Source organism: Nonomuraea sp. AD125B (assembly GCF_041402765.1).
GTDB classification, from domain to species: domain Bacteria; phylum Actinomycetota; class Actinomycetes; order Streptosporangiales; family Streptosporangiaceae; genus Nonomuraea; species Nonomuraea bangladeshensis.
The window spans coordinates 629,373-647,313 of the sequence record NZ_JBGLOU010000002.1 but is presented as its reverse complement, the minus strand read 5'-3'; the positions used below and the strand labels follow the sequence as shown (position 1 = coordinate 647,313).

General features: G+C 74.3%; 11 protein-coding genes. 5 read left to right on the top strand and 6 right to left on the bottom strand.

Annotation, left to right across the window (positions count from 1 at the left end; genetic code table 11):
• From ACBR40_RS07930 to ACBR40_RS07920, 3 genes are read left to right on the top strand one after another with little or no spacing between them, the layout of a single operon-like run.
• Positions 1-1,104, top strand: a complete 1,104-nt coding sequence (locus tag ACBR40_RS07930) for a hypothetical protein (protein ID WP_344207477.1) — start codon at positions 1-3, stop codon at positions 1,102-1,104.
• Entirely contained in the window at positions 1,101-2,066 is a 966-nt protein-coding gene (locus ACBR40_RS07925) for an NAD-dependent epimerase/dehydratase family protein (protein ID WP_371248098.1), read from the top strand. Before ACBR40_RS07930 ends, ACBR40_RS07925 begins: the two co-directional genes overlap by 4 nt.
• A complete protein-coding gene (locus ACBR40_RS07920) occupies positions 2,063-9,430 on the top strand; it encodes an SDR family NAD(P)-dependent oxidoreductase (protein ID WP_371248096.1) in 7,368 nt (2,455 codons plus the stop codon). The genes ACBR40_RS07925 and ACBR40_RS07920 overlap by 4 nt, the downstream gene beginning before the upstream one ends.
• Before the next feature lie 4 nt (positions 9,431-9,434).
• Here ACBR40_RS07920 and ACBR40_RS07915 read toward each other — a convergent pair whose 3' ends face one another.
• From ACBR40_RS07915 to ACBR40_RS07905, 3 genes are read right to left on the bottom strand one after another with little or no spacing between them, the layout of a single operon-like run.
• Positions 9,435-10,334: a hypothetical protein gene (locus ACBR40_RS07915; protein ID WP_371248095.1), complete on the bottom strand. Its 900-nt coding sequence runs from the start codon at positions 10,332-10,334 to the stop codon at positions 9,435-9,437.
• On the bottom strand, positions 10,331-10,672 hold the full coding sequence (locus tag ACBR40_RS07910; RefSeq protein ID WP_371248094.1) for a PadR family transcriptional regulator: 342 nt from the start codon (positions 10,670-10,672) through the stop codon (positions 10,331-10,333). Before ACBR40_RS07910 ends, ACBR40_RS07915 begins: the two co-directional genes overlap by 4 nt.
• Before the next feature lie 41 nt (positions 10,673-10,713).
• Positions 10,714-11,211, bottom strand: a complete 498-nt coding sequence (locus tag ACBR40_RS07905) for a winged helix-turn-helix transcriptional regulator (protein WP_371248092.1) — start codon at positions 11,209-11,211, stop codon at positions 10,714-10,716.
• Positions 11,212-11,305: 94 nt separating this feature from the next.
• Between ACBR40_RS07905 and ACBR40_RS07900 the strand changes: the two genes are divergently transcribed.
• The gene (locus tag ACBR40_RS07900; RefSeq protein ID WP_371248091.1) at positions 11,306-11,881 is read left to right on the top strand and encodes a dihydrofolate reductase family protein; all 576 of its coding nucleotides are present in this window, start codon (positions 11,306-11,308) and stop codon (positions 11,879-11,881) included.
• On the top strand, positions 11,875-12,684 hold the full coding sequence (locus ACBR40_RS07895) for an MBL fold metallo-hydrolase (protein WP_371248090.1): 810 nt from the start codon (positions 11,875-11,877) through the stop codon (positions 12,682-12,684). The genes ACBR40_RS07900 and ACBR40_RS07895 overlap by 7 nt, the downstream gene beginning before the upstream one ends.
• On the opposite strand, the gene ACBR40_RS07890 is transcribed toward ACBR40_RS07895, so the two are convergent.
• Genes ACBR40_RS07890 through ACBR40_RS07880 form a run of 3 tightly spaced genes read right to left on the bottom strand, consistent with a single transcriptional unit; the run spans position 12,660 to position 17,939 of the window.
• Entirely contained in the window at positions 12,660-14,312 is a 1,653-nt protein-coding gene (locus ACBR40_RS07890) for an amylo-alpha-1,6-glucosidase (RefSeq protein ID WP_371248089.1), read from the bottom strand. The two genes, ACBR40_RS07895 and ACBR40_RS07890, sit on opposite strands and share 25 nt — an antisense overlap.
• Before the next feature lie 20 nt (positions 14,313-14,332).
• Positions 14,333-16,027, bottom strand: a complete 1,695-nt coding sequence (locus ACBR40_RS07885; protein ID WP_371248088.1) for a hypothetical protein — start codon at positions 16,025-16,027, stop codon at positions 14,333-14,335.
• 1 nt (position 16,028) lies between these two features.
• Positions 16,029-17,939 (bottom strand): glycoside hydrolase family 127 protein, encoded by a 1,911-nt coding sequence (locus ACBR40_RS07880; protein WP_371248087.1) that lies wholly within the window; start codon positions 17,937-17,939, stop codon positions 16,029-16,031.
• Positions 17,940-17,941 lie beyond the last annotated feature (2 nt).

Genomic DNA, 17,941 nt, shown 5'->3' with positions numbered 1-17,941 from the left:
GTGAGGCGACGTTCCGACCTGACCGCCTTCATCCGGTTCCCGCACCTGATCCACCGGCCGGAGGACCCGTGGATCCCGCCTCTGGACCGGGAGCGCCGCGCGTTCCTCGATCCCCGGCGCAACCCGTTCTTCGACTACGCCGAGGCCGCGCTCTTCCTGGCCAGGCGCGGCGGGCGGGTGGCCGGCCGCATCGCGGCCGTCCGCAATCCCCGGCACAACGAGCTGCACGGCGCGGACGAGGGGTTCTTCGGCATGTTCGAGTGCGTGGACGACCCCGGGGTCGCGCACGCGCTGTTCGAGGCCGCGGCCGGCTGGCTGGCCGAGCGCGGCCTGCGCACCATGCTCGGCCCGGTGAGCCTGTCGACGAACCACGAGTGCGGCCTGCTCGTGGACTCCTTCGACCGGGCTCCGGCGGTGCTCATGCCGTACAACCCCGCCTATTACCCCCGGCTGCTGGAGGCGTGCGGCTGCGTCAAGGCCAAGGACCTGTGGGCGTGGGAGCTCACCTGGGACCAGGTGCCCGACGAGTTCCTGCCCCTGGCCGACGCCCTCGCCGAAGGCTCCCCGTACACGGTCCGGCCGCTCCGGCTGGCCGACCTCGACAGCGCGGCCTCGCAGATCTGGGCGGTCTTCAACCAGGTGTGGGCGGGCAACTGGGGCTTCGTGCCCGCCACGGAGAAGGAGTTCCGTCACCTGGTCCGTACGTTGAAGCCGATCCTGCGGCCCGAGCTGACGCTCATCGCGGAGCGCGACGGCGAGACGGTGGGCGCGCTGATCGGCGTCCCCGACGCCGGCCCGGCGTTCAGGGCCGCGCGAGGCCGGCTCACGCCCCTCGGCCTGCTGCGGTTCGCGCGCGCCCTGCGCCACCTGGACGCGGCCAGGCTGGTCCTGCTCGGCGTACGGGCGGAGAACCGGGACGACAGAGTGGTGCTCGAACTCGGGGCGCGCGCCATGCGGGCCGCCCGCGAGCTCGGCATCCGCCGCGTCGAGTTCTCCTGGATCCTGGAGGACAACGACGCCGCCAACGGCGTGGCCCGCTACATCGGCGCCCGCCGCTCCAAGACCTACCGGATCTACCGGCGCGGCTGCGAGCCGCCGCGGTGAGACGTTTCCTGGTCACGGGGGCGACCGGCTTCATCGGCAGGAGTCTGGTGCGGCGGCTGCGGGCGGACGGTCACGCGGTCACGGCCCTCGTACGCGTCTCGTCCGCGCCACGGTGGCGGCACGAGCTCGACCGGCTGGGCGCCGACTGCGTCGAGGGCGACCTGGAGACCGGTGCGGGGCTGCCCGAGGCGGTCGCCGCCGCCGACCGGGTGATCCATCTGGCCGCCCTGGTCAAGGCGCGCGCCCCGGCGGACTACTTCCGCGTCAACGCGGAGGGGACCGGGCGGCTGCTGTCGGCGCTGACCGCGCGCCCGGACCCGCCCCGCCTGGTGCTGTGCTCCTCACTGGCCGTGAGCCCGCCTGTCTCGTACTACGGCTTGAGCAAGCTGGCGGCCGAGACGGCCGCCCGTCGCGTGGCCGGGCGGCTGCCGGTGGTGATCGTCCGTCCGCCCGTCGTGTACGGGCCCGGCGACACCGAGTTCCTGCCGTCGCTGCTGCCCATGGCGCGGCGCGGGGTAATGCTCAAGGGCGGCCTCGGGCCGAAGCGGTTCTGCCTCATCCACGTCGTCGACCTGTGCACGGCACTGCTGGCCGCGGCCGAACGGGGCGGGACCGTACGGCACGACGATCCCACGGCCGGCGTCTACACCGTGTGCGACGGCGTCGAGCACAGCGCCGAGGACATCTGCCTGGCGCTCGCCCGGGCGCTGGGCCGCCGCCCGCCGCTCGTCATCCCGGTGCCCGGCCCGCTGGTCGACCTGGCGGCGGCCGGCGCGGAGGTCGTCGGCAGGGTCCGCGGGACCGTACCGATACTCAACAGGGACAAGGCCCGGGAGCTGCGCTGCCCCTCCTGGACGTGCACCACCGGCCGGGCCGCGGCCGAGCTCGGCTTCCGGGCCCGGATCACCCTTCAGCACGGACTCGCGGCGCTCGTGCGCGACGAGATCGGAGGCTCTCCATGACCCCTGTCGCCATCGTCGGGATCGGCTGCCGGCTGCCCGGCGGCATCAGCGACCTCGACGGCCTGTGGGCGGCGCTCTCGGCGGGCCGGGACCTGGTCACGCAGGTGCCGCCGGACCGTTTCGAGCCCGGGCGGTTCGTCGCCGCCGACCCGGCCAGCCCCGGCAAGACCTACACGGTCGCGGGCGGGTTCCTGGACGACGTCGCGGGTTTCGACACCGGCTATTTCGGGATCTCGCCTCGCGAGGCCGCCGCCATGGACCCGCAGCAGCGGCTGATGCTGGAGCTGGCCGTGGAGGCGTTCGACGACGCCGGGCTGGACCCGGCCGTCCTGGCCGGCTCCGCCACCGGCGTGTACGTGGGAGCCTCCACCCACGACTACGAGATCATGCAGGTGAGCGACCCCGCCGGCATCAACGCCTACACCAACGCCGGCACCTCGGCGGGCAACATCGCCAACCGCGTCTCGCACGCCCTGGACCTGCACGGCCCGAGCATGACCGTCGACACCGCCTGCTCCTCCGCGCTCATGGCCCTCCACCAGGCCGTCCAGTACGTCGCCGGCGGAGGGCGGCGGATCGCGCTCGCCGGCGGCGTCAACATCCTCATCAGCCCCTACCCGTTCGTCGGTTTCGCCAAGGCGTCGATGCTGTCGCCCCGGGGCCGCTGCCACGCCTTCTCGGCGGAGGCCGACGGCTACGTCCGCTCCGAGGGCGGCGGCTTCCTGGTGCTGAAGTCCCTGGCCGACGCCGAGGCCGACGGCGACCGGGTGCACGCGGTGGTGCTGGGCACCGGCGCCAACGCCGACGGCCGCACTCCGGGTCTGAGCCTGCCCAGCCCGTACGCCCAGGAGCGGCTGCTGCGCGAGGTCTACCGTGAGGCCGGGGTCGCGGCCGACGAGCTGGTCTACTTCGAGGCGCACGGCACCGGCACCCCGGCGGGCGACCCCGTCGAGTGCGAGGCGATCGGCAGGGCCTTGGGACGCCGTCGCAGCCGGGCGCTGCCGATCGGCTCGATCAAGACCAACGTCGGCCATCTGGAGGCGGCCGCGGGCGTCGCCGGCCTCCTGAAGGCCGTGCTCGTGCTCCGCCACGGGCGGATCCCGGCCTCGCTGCACGGCGACCCGCCCAACCCGCGCATCGACTTCGCCGGTTTACGGCTGCTTCCCGTCACCGAGCCGCGGCCGGTGGAGCAGCCGGGCGGGCGCAGGGTCGCCGGGGTGAACTCCTTCGGCTTCGGCGGCGCCAACGCGCACGCCGTGCTCGCCGCCCCGCCCGCGGCCCCGCCGGGGCCCGTCGCGCGGCCGCGCCGCCGGCTGCCCGTGATGGTGTCGGCGCGGAACGAGGCCGCGCTGGCCGAGTCGGCGCGCCGGCTCGCGGCCCGGCTGTCGACGGCCTCCGGCGAGGAGTTCTACGACCTCAGCTACACCTCGTGCCGGCGGCGCGGCCGTCGGGAGCTCAGGGCGGCGGTCGTCGCGGGCTCGGCCGCCGAGGCCGCCGACCGGCTCACGCGGCTCGCCGCGGGCGATGCCGCCGGTGGCGCGATCGGCGGGGCCTCGGGACGGGTGGCGTTCGTCTTCTCCGGCAACGGCTCGCAGTGGACCGGCATGGGCGCCGACCTGCTGCGGAGCGAGCCCGTCTTCCGGGCCGCGGTGCACGCCGCCGACGCCGCCCTTGCGCCGTGGCTCGGCTGGTCGGTGGCCGAGGAGCTGGCCGCGCCCGCGCGGCGGTCGCGGCTCGCGCTCACCGAGGTGGCCCAGCCGGCGTTGTTCGCCGTCCAGGTCGGCCTGCTGGAGCTGCTGCGGGACTGGGGCGTGCGCCCGCACGCGGTGGCCGGGCACAGTGTCGGGGAGATCGCGGCGGCGTACGCGGCCGGGATCCTGGATCTGGGGCAGGCCGCGCGCGTGGTCGCCGTACGCAGCCGCGCCCAGGCCCCCACCGCCGGGCTCGGCCGGATGGCGGCGGCGGGCCTCGCCCCGGACGAGGCCGCGGACGTGCTGGCCCGCTACGCGGGGCGGCTTGAGCTGGCCGCGGTCAACAGCGGCCGTGACGTGACCGTCGCCGGGGATCCCGAGGCGCTGGCCGCCCTGGGCGACGAGCTCGCCTCCCGCGGCGTGTTCTTCCGGCCGCTGGACCTCGACCACGCCTTCCACAGCGCGGCCATGGACGGGGCCGAGAAGGCCGTCCGCGTGGGGCTCGACGGGCTGCGCGCCGGGGCCGCCGGCGTGCCGTTCGTGTCCACGGTGACGGGGCGGGAGCCGCGGGAAGGGCTCGACGCCGATTACTGGTGGCACAACGTACGCCGTCCCGTGCTGTTCGCCCAGGCGGTCGAGCGGCTGAAGGAGCGTGGTTGTGAGCTGTTCGTCGAGATCGGGCCGCATCCGGTCCTGGCCACGTACCTGACCAGGATGGGTGTCACGGCGGTGGCCACCCTGCGGCGGGACGGCGACGGGGCTGCCCTGGTGGAGGGCGCGGTGGCCGCGCTGGCCGCCGGTGACGCGCTGGACTGGGCGCGGATCTTCCCCTGTCCTGGCCGCGTCGCCGAGTTGCCCGCCTATCCCTGGCAACGTGAGCGCCAGTGGCACGGCGGCCCGCAGGTGTGGGCGCGCCCCCTGGACCATCCGCTGCTCGGCGAGCGGGCGCCGCTCATGGAACCGGCCTGGCAGGGGCGGCTCGAACCCGAACGGCTCCCGTGGCTGCCCGACCACGAGATCGACGGCACGGTGATCATGCCGGGGGCGGCGTACATCGAGATGGCCCTGGCCGCCGGTCGCCGGGCGCTGGGCGCCCCCGTCGAGGTGCTGGCCCTGCGGTTCCCCTCCGCGATGACCCTGTCGGCCGCCGACCCCGTCAGGCAGACGCAGGTCACGCTGTCCGACGAGGACGGCCTGTTCCGGATCGCGAGCCGGTCCGGGCAGGAGGGCGAGTGGCGGATGCACGCGCGCGGCAGGGTGCGGCGGCTGCACGGCGAGGCCCCCGGGCGGGTGGACCTCAAGGGCGCGAGGGCCAGGGCCACGCGGCATCGCGACCACGACACCTGCTACGCCGAGCTGACCGGCGTGGGCTTCACGTACGGTCCGAGCTTCAAGGTGCTGCGCGAGCTGTGGACGAGTGCGCGAGAGGCGCTCGCGTCCTACGTGCTCAACGTGTCGCAGAGCGGCTACGAGGCCCATCCCACGCTGCTCGACGGGGCGTTGCACACGGTGATTCCGCTGCTCATCGGCAGTGGTCACGGATATCTGCCGGTGTCGGTGCGTGCGGTGCGGTGCTGGCGCAATCCGCCGCCGTGGGGGTTCGCCCACACCGAGCTCACGTACGTGTCCGAGCACGAGGCCGAGTTCGACGTCACGATCTGCGACGACACCGGTGAGGTGGCCGTGCTCATCGAGGGCTGCCGGGTGCGGCGGCTGCCCACGACGGCCAGGACGCCGGTGGTCGAGCACCTGACGGAGCTGCGGCCGGCGTCCCGCTCCGGCGCGGGGCCCGTCGCCTGGCCCGCGTCCTGCCGGCCGGACGGCGGCGACACCGCCCGCGCCGGCGACGGCGACATCCTCCGCGCCGGCGACAGCGACACCCTCCGCGCCGGCGACGGCGACGACGCCGGGACGCAGTTCGCCGACCTCACCGCGCACTTCGTCGCGCGGGCCTTCGCCCGCCTGCTGCCCGGCGCCGCCGTCTTCGACGTGCCCGCGCTGCTCGGCGCGGGGGTGCTGCCGCGGCACGCGCGGCTCGTGGCGGCGCTCGCCTCGATCGCCGAAGCGCGCGGCCTGCTCATCCGCGATCACGAGCCGGCCAGCCACGACCGCTCTGACGCCCGGTGGCGGCCGGCCGCCGAGCCGGCGCCCGAGGCGCTGTTCCAGAAGCTCCTGCGCGCCTGCCCCGGCCACTCGGCGGAGCTGATCCTGCGCGGGCGCTGCGGCCACCACCTCGATCAGGTGCTGACCGGCCGGCTCGACCCGGAGGAGCTGATCTTCCCGGAGGGCGGCGGGCACACCGTGGAGCATCTGCTCGACGCCTCGCCGGGCCGGCGCTGCGACTCGCGGCTCGCCCGGGCCGCGCTGGAGGAGATCGTGCGCACCTGGCCCGAGGACCGTCCGCTGCGCGTTCTGGAGCTCGGCGGCGGCACGGCGGGGATGACGGCCGCGCTCCTGCCCGTCCTGCCCCGCCAGCTGACCGAGTACGTCTTCACCGACCCCTCCGAGCCGTTCCTCCGCCGGGCCGCGGCACGTCTCGCGCCGTACGACTTCGTTCAGTACCGCCTGCTCGACCTGGCGCGAGAGCCCGCCGAGCAGGGGTTCGGCGGCGAGTTCTACGACGTGGTGGTGGCGGACGGCGCGCTGCACGCGGCGCCGGACGTGCGCGCCGCCGTCCGCAGGGCCCGCGACCTGCTGGTGCCCGGCGGCCGGCTTCTCGTGGTGGAGCAGCATGACAGCGACCGGCTGGTCGCCGTGTTCGGGCTGCTCGAACGCTGGTGGTCCTTCACCGACGTCGACCTCAGAGCGGCGAGCCCGCTGCTCCCGGCCGCGCGGTGGGCGGCGGTGCTGGGGGAGTGCGGTTTCGGCGACGTGGCCCGGCTCGGCTCCGGGGCCGAGGCGTCCGTCCTGCTCGGCCGCGCCGAGGCGCCGGCCCTGTCCGAGGTGAGCACGGAGCCGGTCCCGGCCACCGGCACCGCGTGGATCGTGGTGCCCGAGCGGGGCGCCGACGACGAGCTCGCCCGCGAGATCGCGTCGGCGCTGCGCGCCACCGTGCTGGACGCGACCGTGGCCGGTGTGTCCGGCTGGCCGGCGGCCGTCGGCGACGGCGACAGCGCCGCCGACCTCGTGCTGCTGCTGGACGACGAACCCGCTGGCGAGCCGGGGGCGGTCGCCGGGCTCACCGGGCGGCGCGCGCAGGTCCTGCGGGCCCTGGCCGCCGTTCGCGACCGCCTGCCGGCGAGGCTCACCGTCCGCCTCTGGGTCGTCACGCCGCCGACCGGCCTGCACCCCGCTCCGGAAAAGCCGTGTATGCCACCCGCCGCCGCCGTGTGGGGCCTGACGCGCTCGCTCGCCAACGAACGACCGGACCTGGAGATCAGGCGCATCTCCCTGGAACGGGGCGCATCACCCCGTGCGGACGCGCACCGCCTGATCCTCGAACTGCTCGAACCGTCCGCCGAGGACGAGATCGTGCTCACCGGGGGCGGCCGGTTCGTGCCGCGGGTCCGTACGGCCCGGCCCGTCACCCGTCCCCATGACGTCGCCGCAGACGAGCCGTTCCGGCTGCGGCTGGACGACCAGGGGCCCGGCTACCGGCTCGCCTGGGAGCGGACCGGCCCGCCGCCCGAGCCGGGCCCTCACGAGATCGTCGTGGCGGTGCGCGCCGCGGCCCTGAACTACCGCGACGTGCTCTGGGCCCGCGGGCTGCTGCCGGAGGAGGCGGTGCAGGACACCTACCTGGGCCCGCATCTCGGCATCGAGTGCGCCGGGGTGGTGACCGCGACGGGCCCGGGCGTCACGAAGTTCGGGATCGGCGACGGCGTGTTCGTCGCCACCGGCGGGTCGCTCGCCTCGCACGTCGTGGCCCGCGAGGGGCTGGCCGGGCTCATGCCGGCCGGCATGAGCTTCACCGACGCGGCCACCCTGTCCATCGCCTGCCTGAGCGTGCACTACGCGCTCGACCATCTGGCCCGCCTGCGGCCGGGGGAGACGCTGCTGGTCCACGGCGCGGCCGGCGGGGTGGGGCTGGCCGCCCTCCAGCACGCCGCCCACATCGGCGCGCGGGCCGTCGCCACGGCGGGCAGCCCCGAGAAACGCGACCTGCTGCGCCTGCTCGGCGTCACGCACGTGGTGGACTCGCGCAACCCCGGGTTCGCCGACCACGTCCGTGCCCTGACCGGGGGCGGCGTGGACGTCGTGCTCAACTCGCTGGCCGGTGAGGCCATCCCGCGCGGGCTGGAGCTGCTGCGCAGGGGCGGGCGTTTCGTCGAGCTGGGCAAGCTCGACCTGTACGGCGACCGGTCGGTGTCGCTGCACCCGTTCCGCGACAGTCTGAGCCTGTACGCGCTCAACCTGGACCTCGGCCCCCTCCTCGAACCGGAGCTGTGGGCCGACCAGGTGACCAGGGTGACCCGTCTCGTGCACCGGGGCGACTACCGCCCCATCGCCAACCGGGTCTACCCGGCCGCGCGGGTGAGCGAGGCGTTCCGGCTCCTGCAGCACTCCCGCCACATCGGCAAGGTGGTGATCTCCTTCGACCAGCCGTTCCCCGTCGAGCAGCGGCAGGGTCCCGTGACGCTCGATCCCGAGGGGACCTACCTCGTCACCGGGGGGCTCGGCGGGCTCGGCGCGGCCGCCGCCGTACGCCTGGCCGAGCGCGGCGCGCGTCACCTCGCCCTGGTCAGCCGCGCCGGCCCGGACGCGCCGGAAGCGGCGGCGACCGTGCGCGCCGTCCAGGAAAAAGGCGCGACCGCCACCCCGTACGCAGCGGACGTGACCGATCCCGCCGCGCTGCGCGCCGTGCTCGACAGCATCGATCGCACGGACCGCCCGCTGCGCGGCGTCATCCACGCGGCGATGGTCCTGGACGACGCCCCGCTCAGCGAGCTGACCCCCGAACGCTTCCACACCGCGCTGAACGCCAAGATGACCGGCGCGTACGTGCTCGACCAGCTCACCCGTGACCGCGAGCTGGGCTTCTTCGTCCTGCTGTCCTCCCTCGCCACCGTCATCGGCAACGCCGCGCAGAGCAACTACGTGGCCGCCAACGCCTGTCTGGAAGCCCTGGCCCGGTCCCGCCGCCGGGACGGGCTCCCGGCGCTCGCCCTGGGGCTGGGCGCCGTCGGCGGGACCGGCTACCTGGCACGGCACCCGGAGCTGATGGGCTTCCTGTCGCGGCTGCTGCCGCCGCTCACCCCGGACGAGGCGCTCGACGCCCTCGAAGCCGCGCTGGCGCGGGGCGCGGAGGTGACCACGGCCGCCCGCGTGACGCCGGAGGCGATCGCCGACCGCCTGCCGGCCGTGCGCGTGCCGCGACTGGCCGAGGTGCTGCCCGCGCTCGCCCGCGACCAGGACGGGCCGAACGCCCCCCTCCACGACCTCATCGCCGTGGAGAGCCCGCAGGAGAGGCGGGGGCTCGTGTCGGCGGCCATCGCCGAACTGGTCGCCGGCATCCTGCACACCACGCCGGACCGGCTCCAGCTCGACCGCCCGCTGGCCCAGCTCGGCCTCGACTCTCTCATGGCCACGGAGGTGGCGGCCACGATCCGGCGCCGGTTCGGCTGCGCCATCCCCGCCCTGGAGGTCATCGGCGCCCAGGGCATCGACCATCTGGCGCAGCTCGTACACGCCCAGCTCGTTCAGCGGCCGGCTCCGGCTGATGTGGGCGCGTAGGGGATCAGGCGGGCTCCGCGGTGCGGGCCAGCCACGCCGTGACGCCCAGCAGCGCCGCCGTCGCGACGGTGACCGCGGTCAGGGCGGCCAGGTCGGCGAACCATGACCACATGACGGCGACGAGGAGGAACGGCATCAGGACGGCGGCCGTCCGGCGGCCCACAGGGGAGCGCAGTGCCGTCACCGCCACCGTGGCGACGGCGGCCGACATCAGGACGGCTCCGAGCACCTTGGGCAGCAGGGTGCCGATGACGCACGCGGCCAGCACCCCGCCCGCCCAGGCCAGCAGCCGCCGGGACCCCAGAGGGCCGGGGCCGGGCGACGGCGCGAGGGTGAGCATCGCCGCGCAGACGCACGCGGGGAAGGCCGCCCCCAGCATGCCGACAGCGAGCACTGGTCGCCCCGAGACCAGAATCACGTCGCCCACCACGGTGGTCCCTTCGGGCAGGGACAGCAGCCAGTTCATCGCCTCGGCCAGGTACAGCACCGCCACGGCCCACGCGCAGGCGATCGCCGCCCGGCGCCGCCCCAGCCACGCCAGCAGCACGACCAGTCCGTACGGCAGGGCGTAGACGACCTGCGGGAGGGCGAGGTCGAAGGCGAACCGACCGGCGTACCCGGCGGCGCGGAACAGGCCGGCGCCGAACAGCACGAGAGGGGCGAGCAGCGCGGCCAGGCCGGTGGCGTCCCGCCAGCGCCGCCGCGACTCGGGCGGCGCGAGCCTGCGCAACCGGATCGCCAGGCCGCCGCGCACCAGATCGAACGCCTCCCGCCAGGCGGGGCGATTCTGGCCGGGAGCCGAGGCCGCCAGCAGCACGCCGAGCATCTCCTCCTCGTGCAGGGCCCGGTGATCCTTCGGGTACCAGGCGAGTAACCGGCGGTAGCGCTGTTCCAGCGTGGTCACGAGGCGCCGCCGAGGGACGGCCGTGCGGCGGACGGGCTGCGGCGCAGGCGTGCGGTGGCAGTGTCGGCGTTCCTGCGCAGCCGGTCGGCCTCGGCCGACAGCCGGGCCGCGCCCTCGGTGGTGAGTCGGTAGTAACGCCGGGCCCGGCCGTCCACGACCTCCTCGCGGTCGGTCTCGATCAGCTGCTCGCTCTGGAGCCGGTCGAGTGCGGCGTACAAGGTGCCGGCGCGCAGCCGTACCTGCTCGCCGGAGATCTGCAGGACGTCGGTGATGATGCCGTAGCCGTGCTGCGGCCCGGCCGCCAGGGCCGTCAGGATGAGGAACGTCGGTTCCTGCATCGACCTGTTTTTCATGTGATCGATATATACCGACAATCGTACTATGGCGCAACATCCTGCCCGGCGGCGGCGGCGTGGGCGGCGGCGAGGCGGTCGAACGGGCCCGGGCCGTCGTGCGGTTTCGGCGGGGCGTCGAGGTGGCGGACGCGGAGCTCGTCCATCAGCTCCTCGATGAAGGCCGGGCCCTCCTCGCGCATGAGCCGCTGCCGGCTGCGGAGCTCCTCGCTGCCCGGACGCCAGTCGAGGCCCCAGTTGCCGAGGGCGTGGATGATCGGGAGGGTCTGGATGCCGGCCTCGGTGAGGCTGTAGCGGGCGCGCTGCCCGCGCGCGGCGGTGCCGCGGGTGAGCAGTCCCGCCTCGACGAGCCGTACGAGCCGGTCGGCCAGGATGTTCGAGGCGATGCCCTCGGCCGACCCGGTGAGCAGCGCCCGGAAGTGGCGGCGGTCGCCGAAGATGACGTCGCGCAGCACGAGCATCGACCAGCGATCACCCAGCACCTCGACGGCGGCGTTGATCGGACACCCGGACCGTGGTTCCACGATTCCCTCCTTGACAGCCATTTCACTCCACCTATAGTACTTGCAAAGTGCAATCACTTGGGAAGAGGAGATGATGGGCCGCTTCGTCTATTCGATGAACGTGTCCCTCGACCTGCGGATCGAGCAGGTGCCCGGGGACAACGGCGCGGGCGAGTGGCTGCGCCTCGGCGAGGAGATGCACCGCGAGGCCAACGCGCGGACGCGGGAGCTCGCCCTCATGGTCCACGGCCGGGTCTACTACGAGGCGATGGAGGAATACTGGCCGCGGGCGCCCGAGGACGCGTCGCTGCCGGACTACCTGCGTGAGTACGGCGAGCTCTGGACCGCCAAGCCCAAGATCCTCGTCTCCCGCACCCGCCGCAGCGCCGCCCACGGCACCCGGATCATCGGCGGCGACGACGCGATCGACCAGTTGGCCGCCCTGCGGGCCGGCACCGACGGCACCATCAGCGTCGGCGGCGCGACCCTCGCCACCCAGCTGCTCCGGGCGGGGCTCCTCGACGAGCTGCTGCTCTGGACCCACCCGTCGATCCTCGGCTTCGGCAGGCCGCTGTTCGACGACTACGACATCCCGATCGAGCTCGACCTCATCGAGCACCGATCGTTCGAGCGCGGCGTCACGATGCGTCGTTACGCCGTCCAGGACACGAAGGAGGCAGGCACGTGCTGAAGCAGGTCGCGGAGGGTGTGCTGGTCCACCAGAGCCCGTTGCTCCAGAACAACGCCGTCGTCGTGCGGGGCCCGGCCGGCGTGCTGCTCATCGACCCCGGGATCACCGGCGACGAGATGGCCGCCCTCGCGGACGAGCTTCGCCGGCGGGGCCTGCCCGTCGTGGCGGGCTTCGCGACGCACCCCGACTGGGATCACGCGCTCTGGCACGCCGAGCTCGGCGACGCGCCCCGTTACGGCACCGCCCGCTGCGCGGCCGAGCTGCGCGAGCTGCGGGCGGACGCGGACTGGCGGGCCCGCCTCGCCGAGGCGCTACCGCCGGAGATCGCCGGGGAGACACCGCTGGAGCTGTTCGGCCTCCTCACCGCTCTGCCCGCCGGAGCCACGCGGGTTCCCTGGGACGGCCCCGAGGTCCGCGTCATCGAGCACCAGGCGCACGCCAAGGGGCACGCGGCGCTGCTCATCGAGGAACGCGGGGTTCTCGTCGCCGGCGACATGCTCTCCGACGTCCTGGTCCCGATGCTCGACCTGGACGCCGCCGACCCGATCGGGGACTACCTCGACGCGCTGCGGCTGTTCGACGGGGTGGCGGGCGACGTCGAGGTCTTCGTCCCGGGTCACGGGTCCGCCGGCGACGCCGGACGGCTGCGCGCGCAGATCGACCTGGATCGGGCGTACGTGGAGGCCCTGCGCGACGACAAGCCCGTGAGTGACCCGCGGATCGGCCCGTCGGCCAGGCCCGGCTGGGAGTGGGTGAGCGACGTGCACGACGGGCAGGTTCAGGGCCTCGCCCGCCGCTCGTGAGCGGCGGCCAGGTGGAGGTAGGCGGCCGCCGTCCAGGTGTAGGCGCGGTCGCGCAGGCCCTGGCCGGTGCGGGCGTCGAAGTTCTCGGCGAACCCCGACCGCTCGCACAGCGCGCGGAAGCGGGCGCTGATCTCGTCGGCCAGGTCCGGGTAGCCGGCGCGGCGCAGCCCGTCCTCGATCAGCACGGTCGAGGGCGCCCAGATGGGGCCGCGCCAGTAGCCGTCGTCCAGGTAGTGCGGTGAGTCCGGCAGCTCGGTCGCGAGCCCGTACGCGGTCAGGTGCCGCTCGATCCCGGCGGCCAGCGCCGCGCGGACGGGACGCGGCAGCTCCTCTCCCAGCACGATCGGCATGAGGTCGAGCAGGCTGGAGCTGGACCAGGTACGTCCCGACGGCACGCCACGGGCGACGAACCGTTCGCCGTCCCACAGCTCGGCGAGCAGCGCCTCGCGCATCCGGTCGGCCTGCGCGCTCCACCGGGCGGCGGCGTCGGGGCCGGGGGCCAGGCGGGCCAGCTCGCGCAGCTGAAGGATGAGGAAGGCGGCCAGGTCGGCGCTCTGCACGACGCGCTCGGGGTCGAAGGTGGTGGCGTTGTCCCAGCCGCTGTCGTTGCCGTGCTGGTAGTGCGGCAGCTCGTGACCGGGGACGCGGCGGGCGGTGAGCCAGAAGGTGGTCCAGCGTTCCAGCAGCGGGTAGACGTCCGGCGCCGCATCGGGGAGGTGCCGCAGCGCCCAGCCGTGGATGGGCGGTTTGACGAAGTTGTAGAGGATCTCGGAGTGGGTGACGGAGTCGGGGAGCGCGCCCGAGGCGTCCTGGTGGTCGAAGGGGAGGCGGTACTGGTCCCAGGCCAGGCCGGGCAGACCCCCGGCGACAGCGATGGCGTTGAAGCAGTGGTCCCAGCTCCACACCTTGTCCATCCAGTGCTTCGACATCAGCACCGCCGGGCGGGTGACGAACCCGGCCGGGCGCACGGTGGCCGACCACAGCACGTAGGCGGCCAGTTCGGCGGCGGGCGTCCGCTCGCCGCGCCACGGCGCGACCGCCTGCGCGAACGCCTCGAACTCCGCCCGCGCCGCCTTGACCACCTGGTCGAAGGGGTCCTTGGCGGTGTAGGGGGCGCGGGCGGTCTCGTACTCCTCGATGGCGATCTCCCACTCGCCGCTCAGGCGGATCCCCCGCTCGGCGGCGCCGAGCGCCTGCGCGCCCAGGGGCTCGGCCCGCCCGCCGAGCAGGGTGATCCGGTAGCGGCGGCCGGTCTGGTAGAGGGTGAAGACGTACGAGCCGTCCACGGGGTCCTGGTAGAAGTACGGGCCGCTGAACGGCGTCAGGACCGGGTCCGCGGCCAGCACGCGCAGCCCGGCGCCGCGGCCGCGCACCCGCACCGTGTCCACGCTCTCGTAGGCGAGGTCGATCAGGCCGTCGTGCCAGGTGAGCCGGTGGGGGGTGGCCGTGATCGTGGCGGCGGTCTCGGGGACCAGCTTCATGACCGCGTGCATGCCGGTCTGGTGCGAGACCAGATGCACCTCCTCCGCGTAGGTCCCTTCCGCCACCACGGGCGAGAAGCCGAACCACGATCCGTGGTAGCTGAACGGGATCTCCCACAGGGAGAACTCCGGGCCTGAGGCGGTCATGAAGCCGGGGTCCCTTCGAATCAGGTGAGGTGGATGTAGTCCAGTTCGGCGTAGCCGGTGCCGCCCGCGAAGTGCGGCGACCCCTTGGCCAGCCGGATCACGTTGTAGCCCGCCCGCAGGTTCACCGTGGTGCTGACCGTGGCGCCGAACTGGCCCCACGCGGCGGTCGGCGGGTAGCTGACGGTGGTCCACGCGCCGCCGTTGTAGGCCAGGCCCTGGGTGGCGGTGGCACCGGTGGCGTTGGCGTAGCCGATGGTCATCGTGTACGCGCGGGCGGCCGGCACGTTGACGACGAAGTCGACGTAGCTGTCGGTGCGCGGGGTGCCGGAGTTGTCGATGCGGCCGACGTAGCCGCCGCCCGACGCGCTGGAGGAGGTCAGCCGCTGGGCGCGGAAGACCGAGGCGTTCTCGGCCTCGTAACGCTGCTGGTAGGCCGGCACGCCGGTGGCCGGCTCGACGACGAGCTGGTAGGCGCTGGTGGCGACCATGTTCGGCACCGAGACGCTGAGCTGGCCGTTGCTGACCGTACGGGTGGTGGTGGAGACGGTGGTGGGGGCGGTCACGGCGGTGAAGCGCCCGCTGGACGGGGTGGACAGGAGCGTGACGCGGACGCTGGAGCCCAGCGCGCCGAGGCCGGTCAGGTTGACCGTGTTGGTGCCCGCCTCGTCACCGAACACCACGTTGACGATCTTACGGGTGGGGTCGTAGGCGGCGAAGCCGTCCAGGGAGGTCGAGCTGGTGGTCGTGGTGACCATGTTGCCGGCCATGTCGCCGTACCACTTGTAGAGCCACCACGTGCCGGTCGGCTGGTTGTTGTTGACGACCAGGCCGTTCATGGTGCCGTACTCGTACCAGAAGGCGCGGTGCGCGGACTCGACGCCGCCGCGTTCGAGTTTGGCCACGTAGCTGGCGATCCGGCCGGGGACGTCCACCTCGGCGGGGGCGGCGTACTCGTTGATGGAGATGCGGCGCGGGCTGATGCCGAGCGAGGCTTCCAGGTTGCGGTAGTCGGCGAGGTCGGCGGCGATCCTGCCGGGGTTGCTCAGCTCGTGCCAGCAGATGATGTCGGGCAGCGTGCCGGTGTCGCGGGCGCGGGTCAGGAACGCCTGCATCCACGACCGGTTGTACGTCGCCGTGCTGGGCCCGACGATCGGCGTGAGCGGGTCGAGCGCGCGGACCGCCCGGTGCGTACGGACCCAGCCGTCGTTGAAGTTGCCGGCGGCGGCGGTGTTCCAGGTGTAGTCGGGCTCGTTCCAGAGCTCCCAGGCCAGGACGTTCGTGACGGTGGTGGCCGCGAGCCTGGCCCTGACCATGGTGTCGACCTTGGCCAGCCAGTCGTTCCAGCTCACCCACTGGTAGGGGAAGTTCGGGTAGATGTCGGGCATGCGGATGTACTGGCCGGCGCCGACGCGGTCGGCCTGCGGGGCGATCAGCAGCGAGTCGCCGCCCGGCGGCTGGCCGTTGGGCCGCTGGCCGACGCCGGGGGCGGGCTGGGTGAGCGAGTTGACCTTGATCGGCAGCAGGGTGGAGTCGGCGGGGCGGGAGTTCTCCGCCAGGCCGTAGAGGCCGCCGGAGGCGGCGTGGGTGACCGGGCGGAAGGGCTGGGCGACGTTGACGGTCAGCGTCGCCCCGGCCGCCGCGGCGGGGGGTGCTCCGGTCACCACGGTCGCGGCCGTGGTGACCAGGGCTAAGGCGAGCACTCGGATGCGGGACATGTCACTCTCCTTGTGTCGGGGGCTGAGCAGAGGAGACGGGCAGGAAGAGGCGCATGCTCGACGGGCCGCGCCGCGCCCACCCGTGGTAGGGCGCGAGCCGCACGTCGAACCACTCGCCGGGGGCGGCCCCGGAAGGATCCGGGGGATAGGGCCAGGCCCCGCCGGCGAGGCCGAGCACCCGGCCACGGACCACCGCGCCACCGGGAACGGCCCGGGGGACGGCACGGGGATCGACGACCAGGGAGTCGAGCCCGCCGGGATCGGGCAGGTCGCGGGACTCCAGGCACAGCACCTCGGGCCCGCGTTCGACCGCCACGCACCCCCGTACGGCGTCGATGCGCGGGTCGGGCCAGCTGAAGCGGGGCTCCATGGGCAGGTCGAGGACGATCTCGTCACCCGCGCGGAAGGCCCGCCGCACGCTCACCAGGCCGGGCTCGGCAGGGCGGGTCCGGCCGCCCTCGGTCAGCGTGGCCCCCGCGGCCCAGGCGGGGACGCGCAGGGTGAGGGTCCAGGGCGCGCCGGCGTCGGCCGCGACCCTGACGCGGACGGTCCCGCTGTCGGGGTAGGCGGTCTCGACGTCCACGGACACCGGCCGCCCGTCCGGCAGCTCGGCGCGGATCCGGCAGGGCGCGTACTGGTGGATCCGCAGGCCGTCGTCGTCGCTGGTGGCCAGGTAGGCGTGCAGGCTGGCCAGGGTGCGGGCGACGTTCGTCGGGCAGCAGGAGACGTCGAACCAGGCGGCCCGCGCACCCCCCTCCGCGCGCGGGCTCACCTCGTCGGGATCGGCCGGCCTGCCGGGGACCCGCTGGTGGAGGGGGTTGGCGTAGAAGAAGGCCCGGCCGTCGGCGCTCGGGGAGGCCGCGATGACGTTGTAGAGCGTGCGCTCGATGAGGTCGGTGTAGCGCACGTCGCCGGTGGCGAGGTGCAGCCGCCAGGAGACCATGATGGAGGCGACTCCGGCGCAGGTCTCGCAGTAGGCCCGGTCGGGAGGCAGCTCCCAGTCCTCGCCGAAGCCCTCGTCCTGGTGGCGCGAGCCCATGCCGCCGGTGATGTAGGTGCGGCGGGCGACCGAGCGTTCCCACTGGCGTTCCACGGCGCGCAGCAGCTCGTCGTCGCCGCGCTCGACCGCGACGTCGACCGCCGCGGCGGCGAGGTAGAGCGCGCGGACGGCGTGGCCGCGCCACACGTCGGCCTGCCTGATCGGGACGTCGTCCTGGAAGTACGCCCGCCCCAGCGGGATGTCCCTCAGCCTGCCGTGACCGCGCCGGTCGAGGAACAGGCGGGCCTGCTCGACGTAGCGCTCCTCTCCCAGGGCGCGGCCGAACTCGGCCAGGCCGACCTCGATCTCCGGATGGCCGCAGATCCCGTCGGCGCCGCCGGGGCCGAAGGCGCGGCACACGTGGTCGGCGGCCCGCCGCGCGACCCGTACCAGGTCGTCCTCGCCGTGGGTGCGCAGCCGGGCGACGGCGGCCTGGAGCAGGTGCCCGGTGTTGTACAGCTCGTGGCCCATCTCCAGGTCGCTGTAGCGCGGCGGCTGGTCGCCGTGGCCGAAGCAGGTGTTGAGGTACCCGTCCGGGTCCTGGGCGCGGGCGACGCGGGCGGTGAGCCGCTTGATCGCCGCCTCCGCCCCCGGGTCGCCGGTCCTCGCGCTCTCCCAGGCCAGGGCCTCCAGCAGCTTGTAGACCTCGGAGTCGGAGAACGACCAGCCGGGACGGTCGGGGCCGGTGGTCCCGTCGGCGACCCGGTCGAAGTTGGCCAGCCAGCCGAGGCGCTCCATCCACGCTTCGCAGTGGGCGAGCGTCGCCGTGGCGTTCACGGCCTGCCGGTCGCCCCAGAACCCGCCGGTGAGCGTGACCTGCGCGAGCCCGAGGGGGCGTGCCCGGCCGTGTGACGGCAGCACGGGGCTGGTCATAT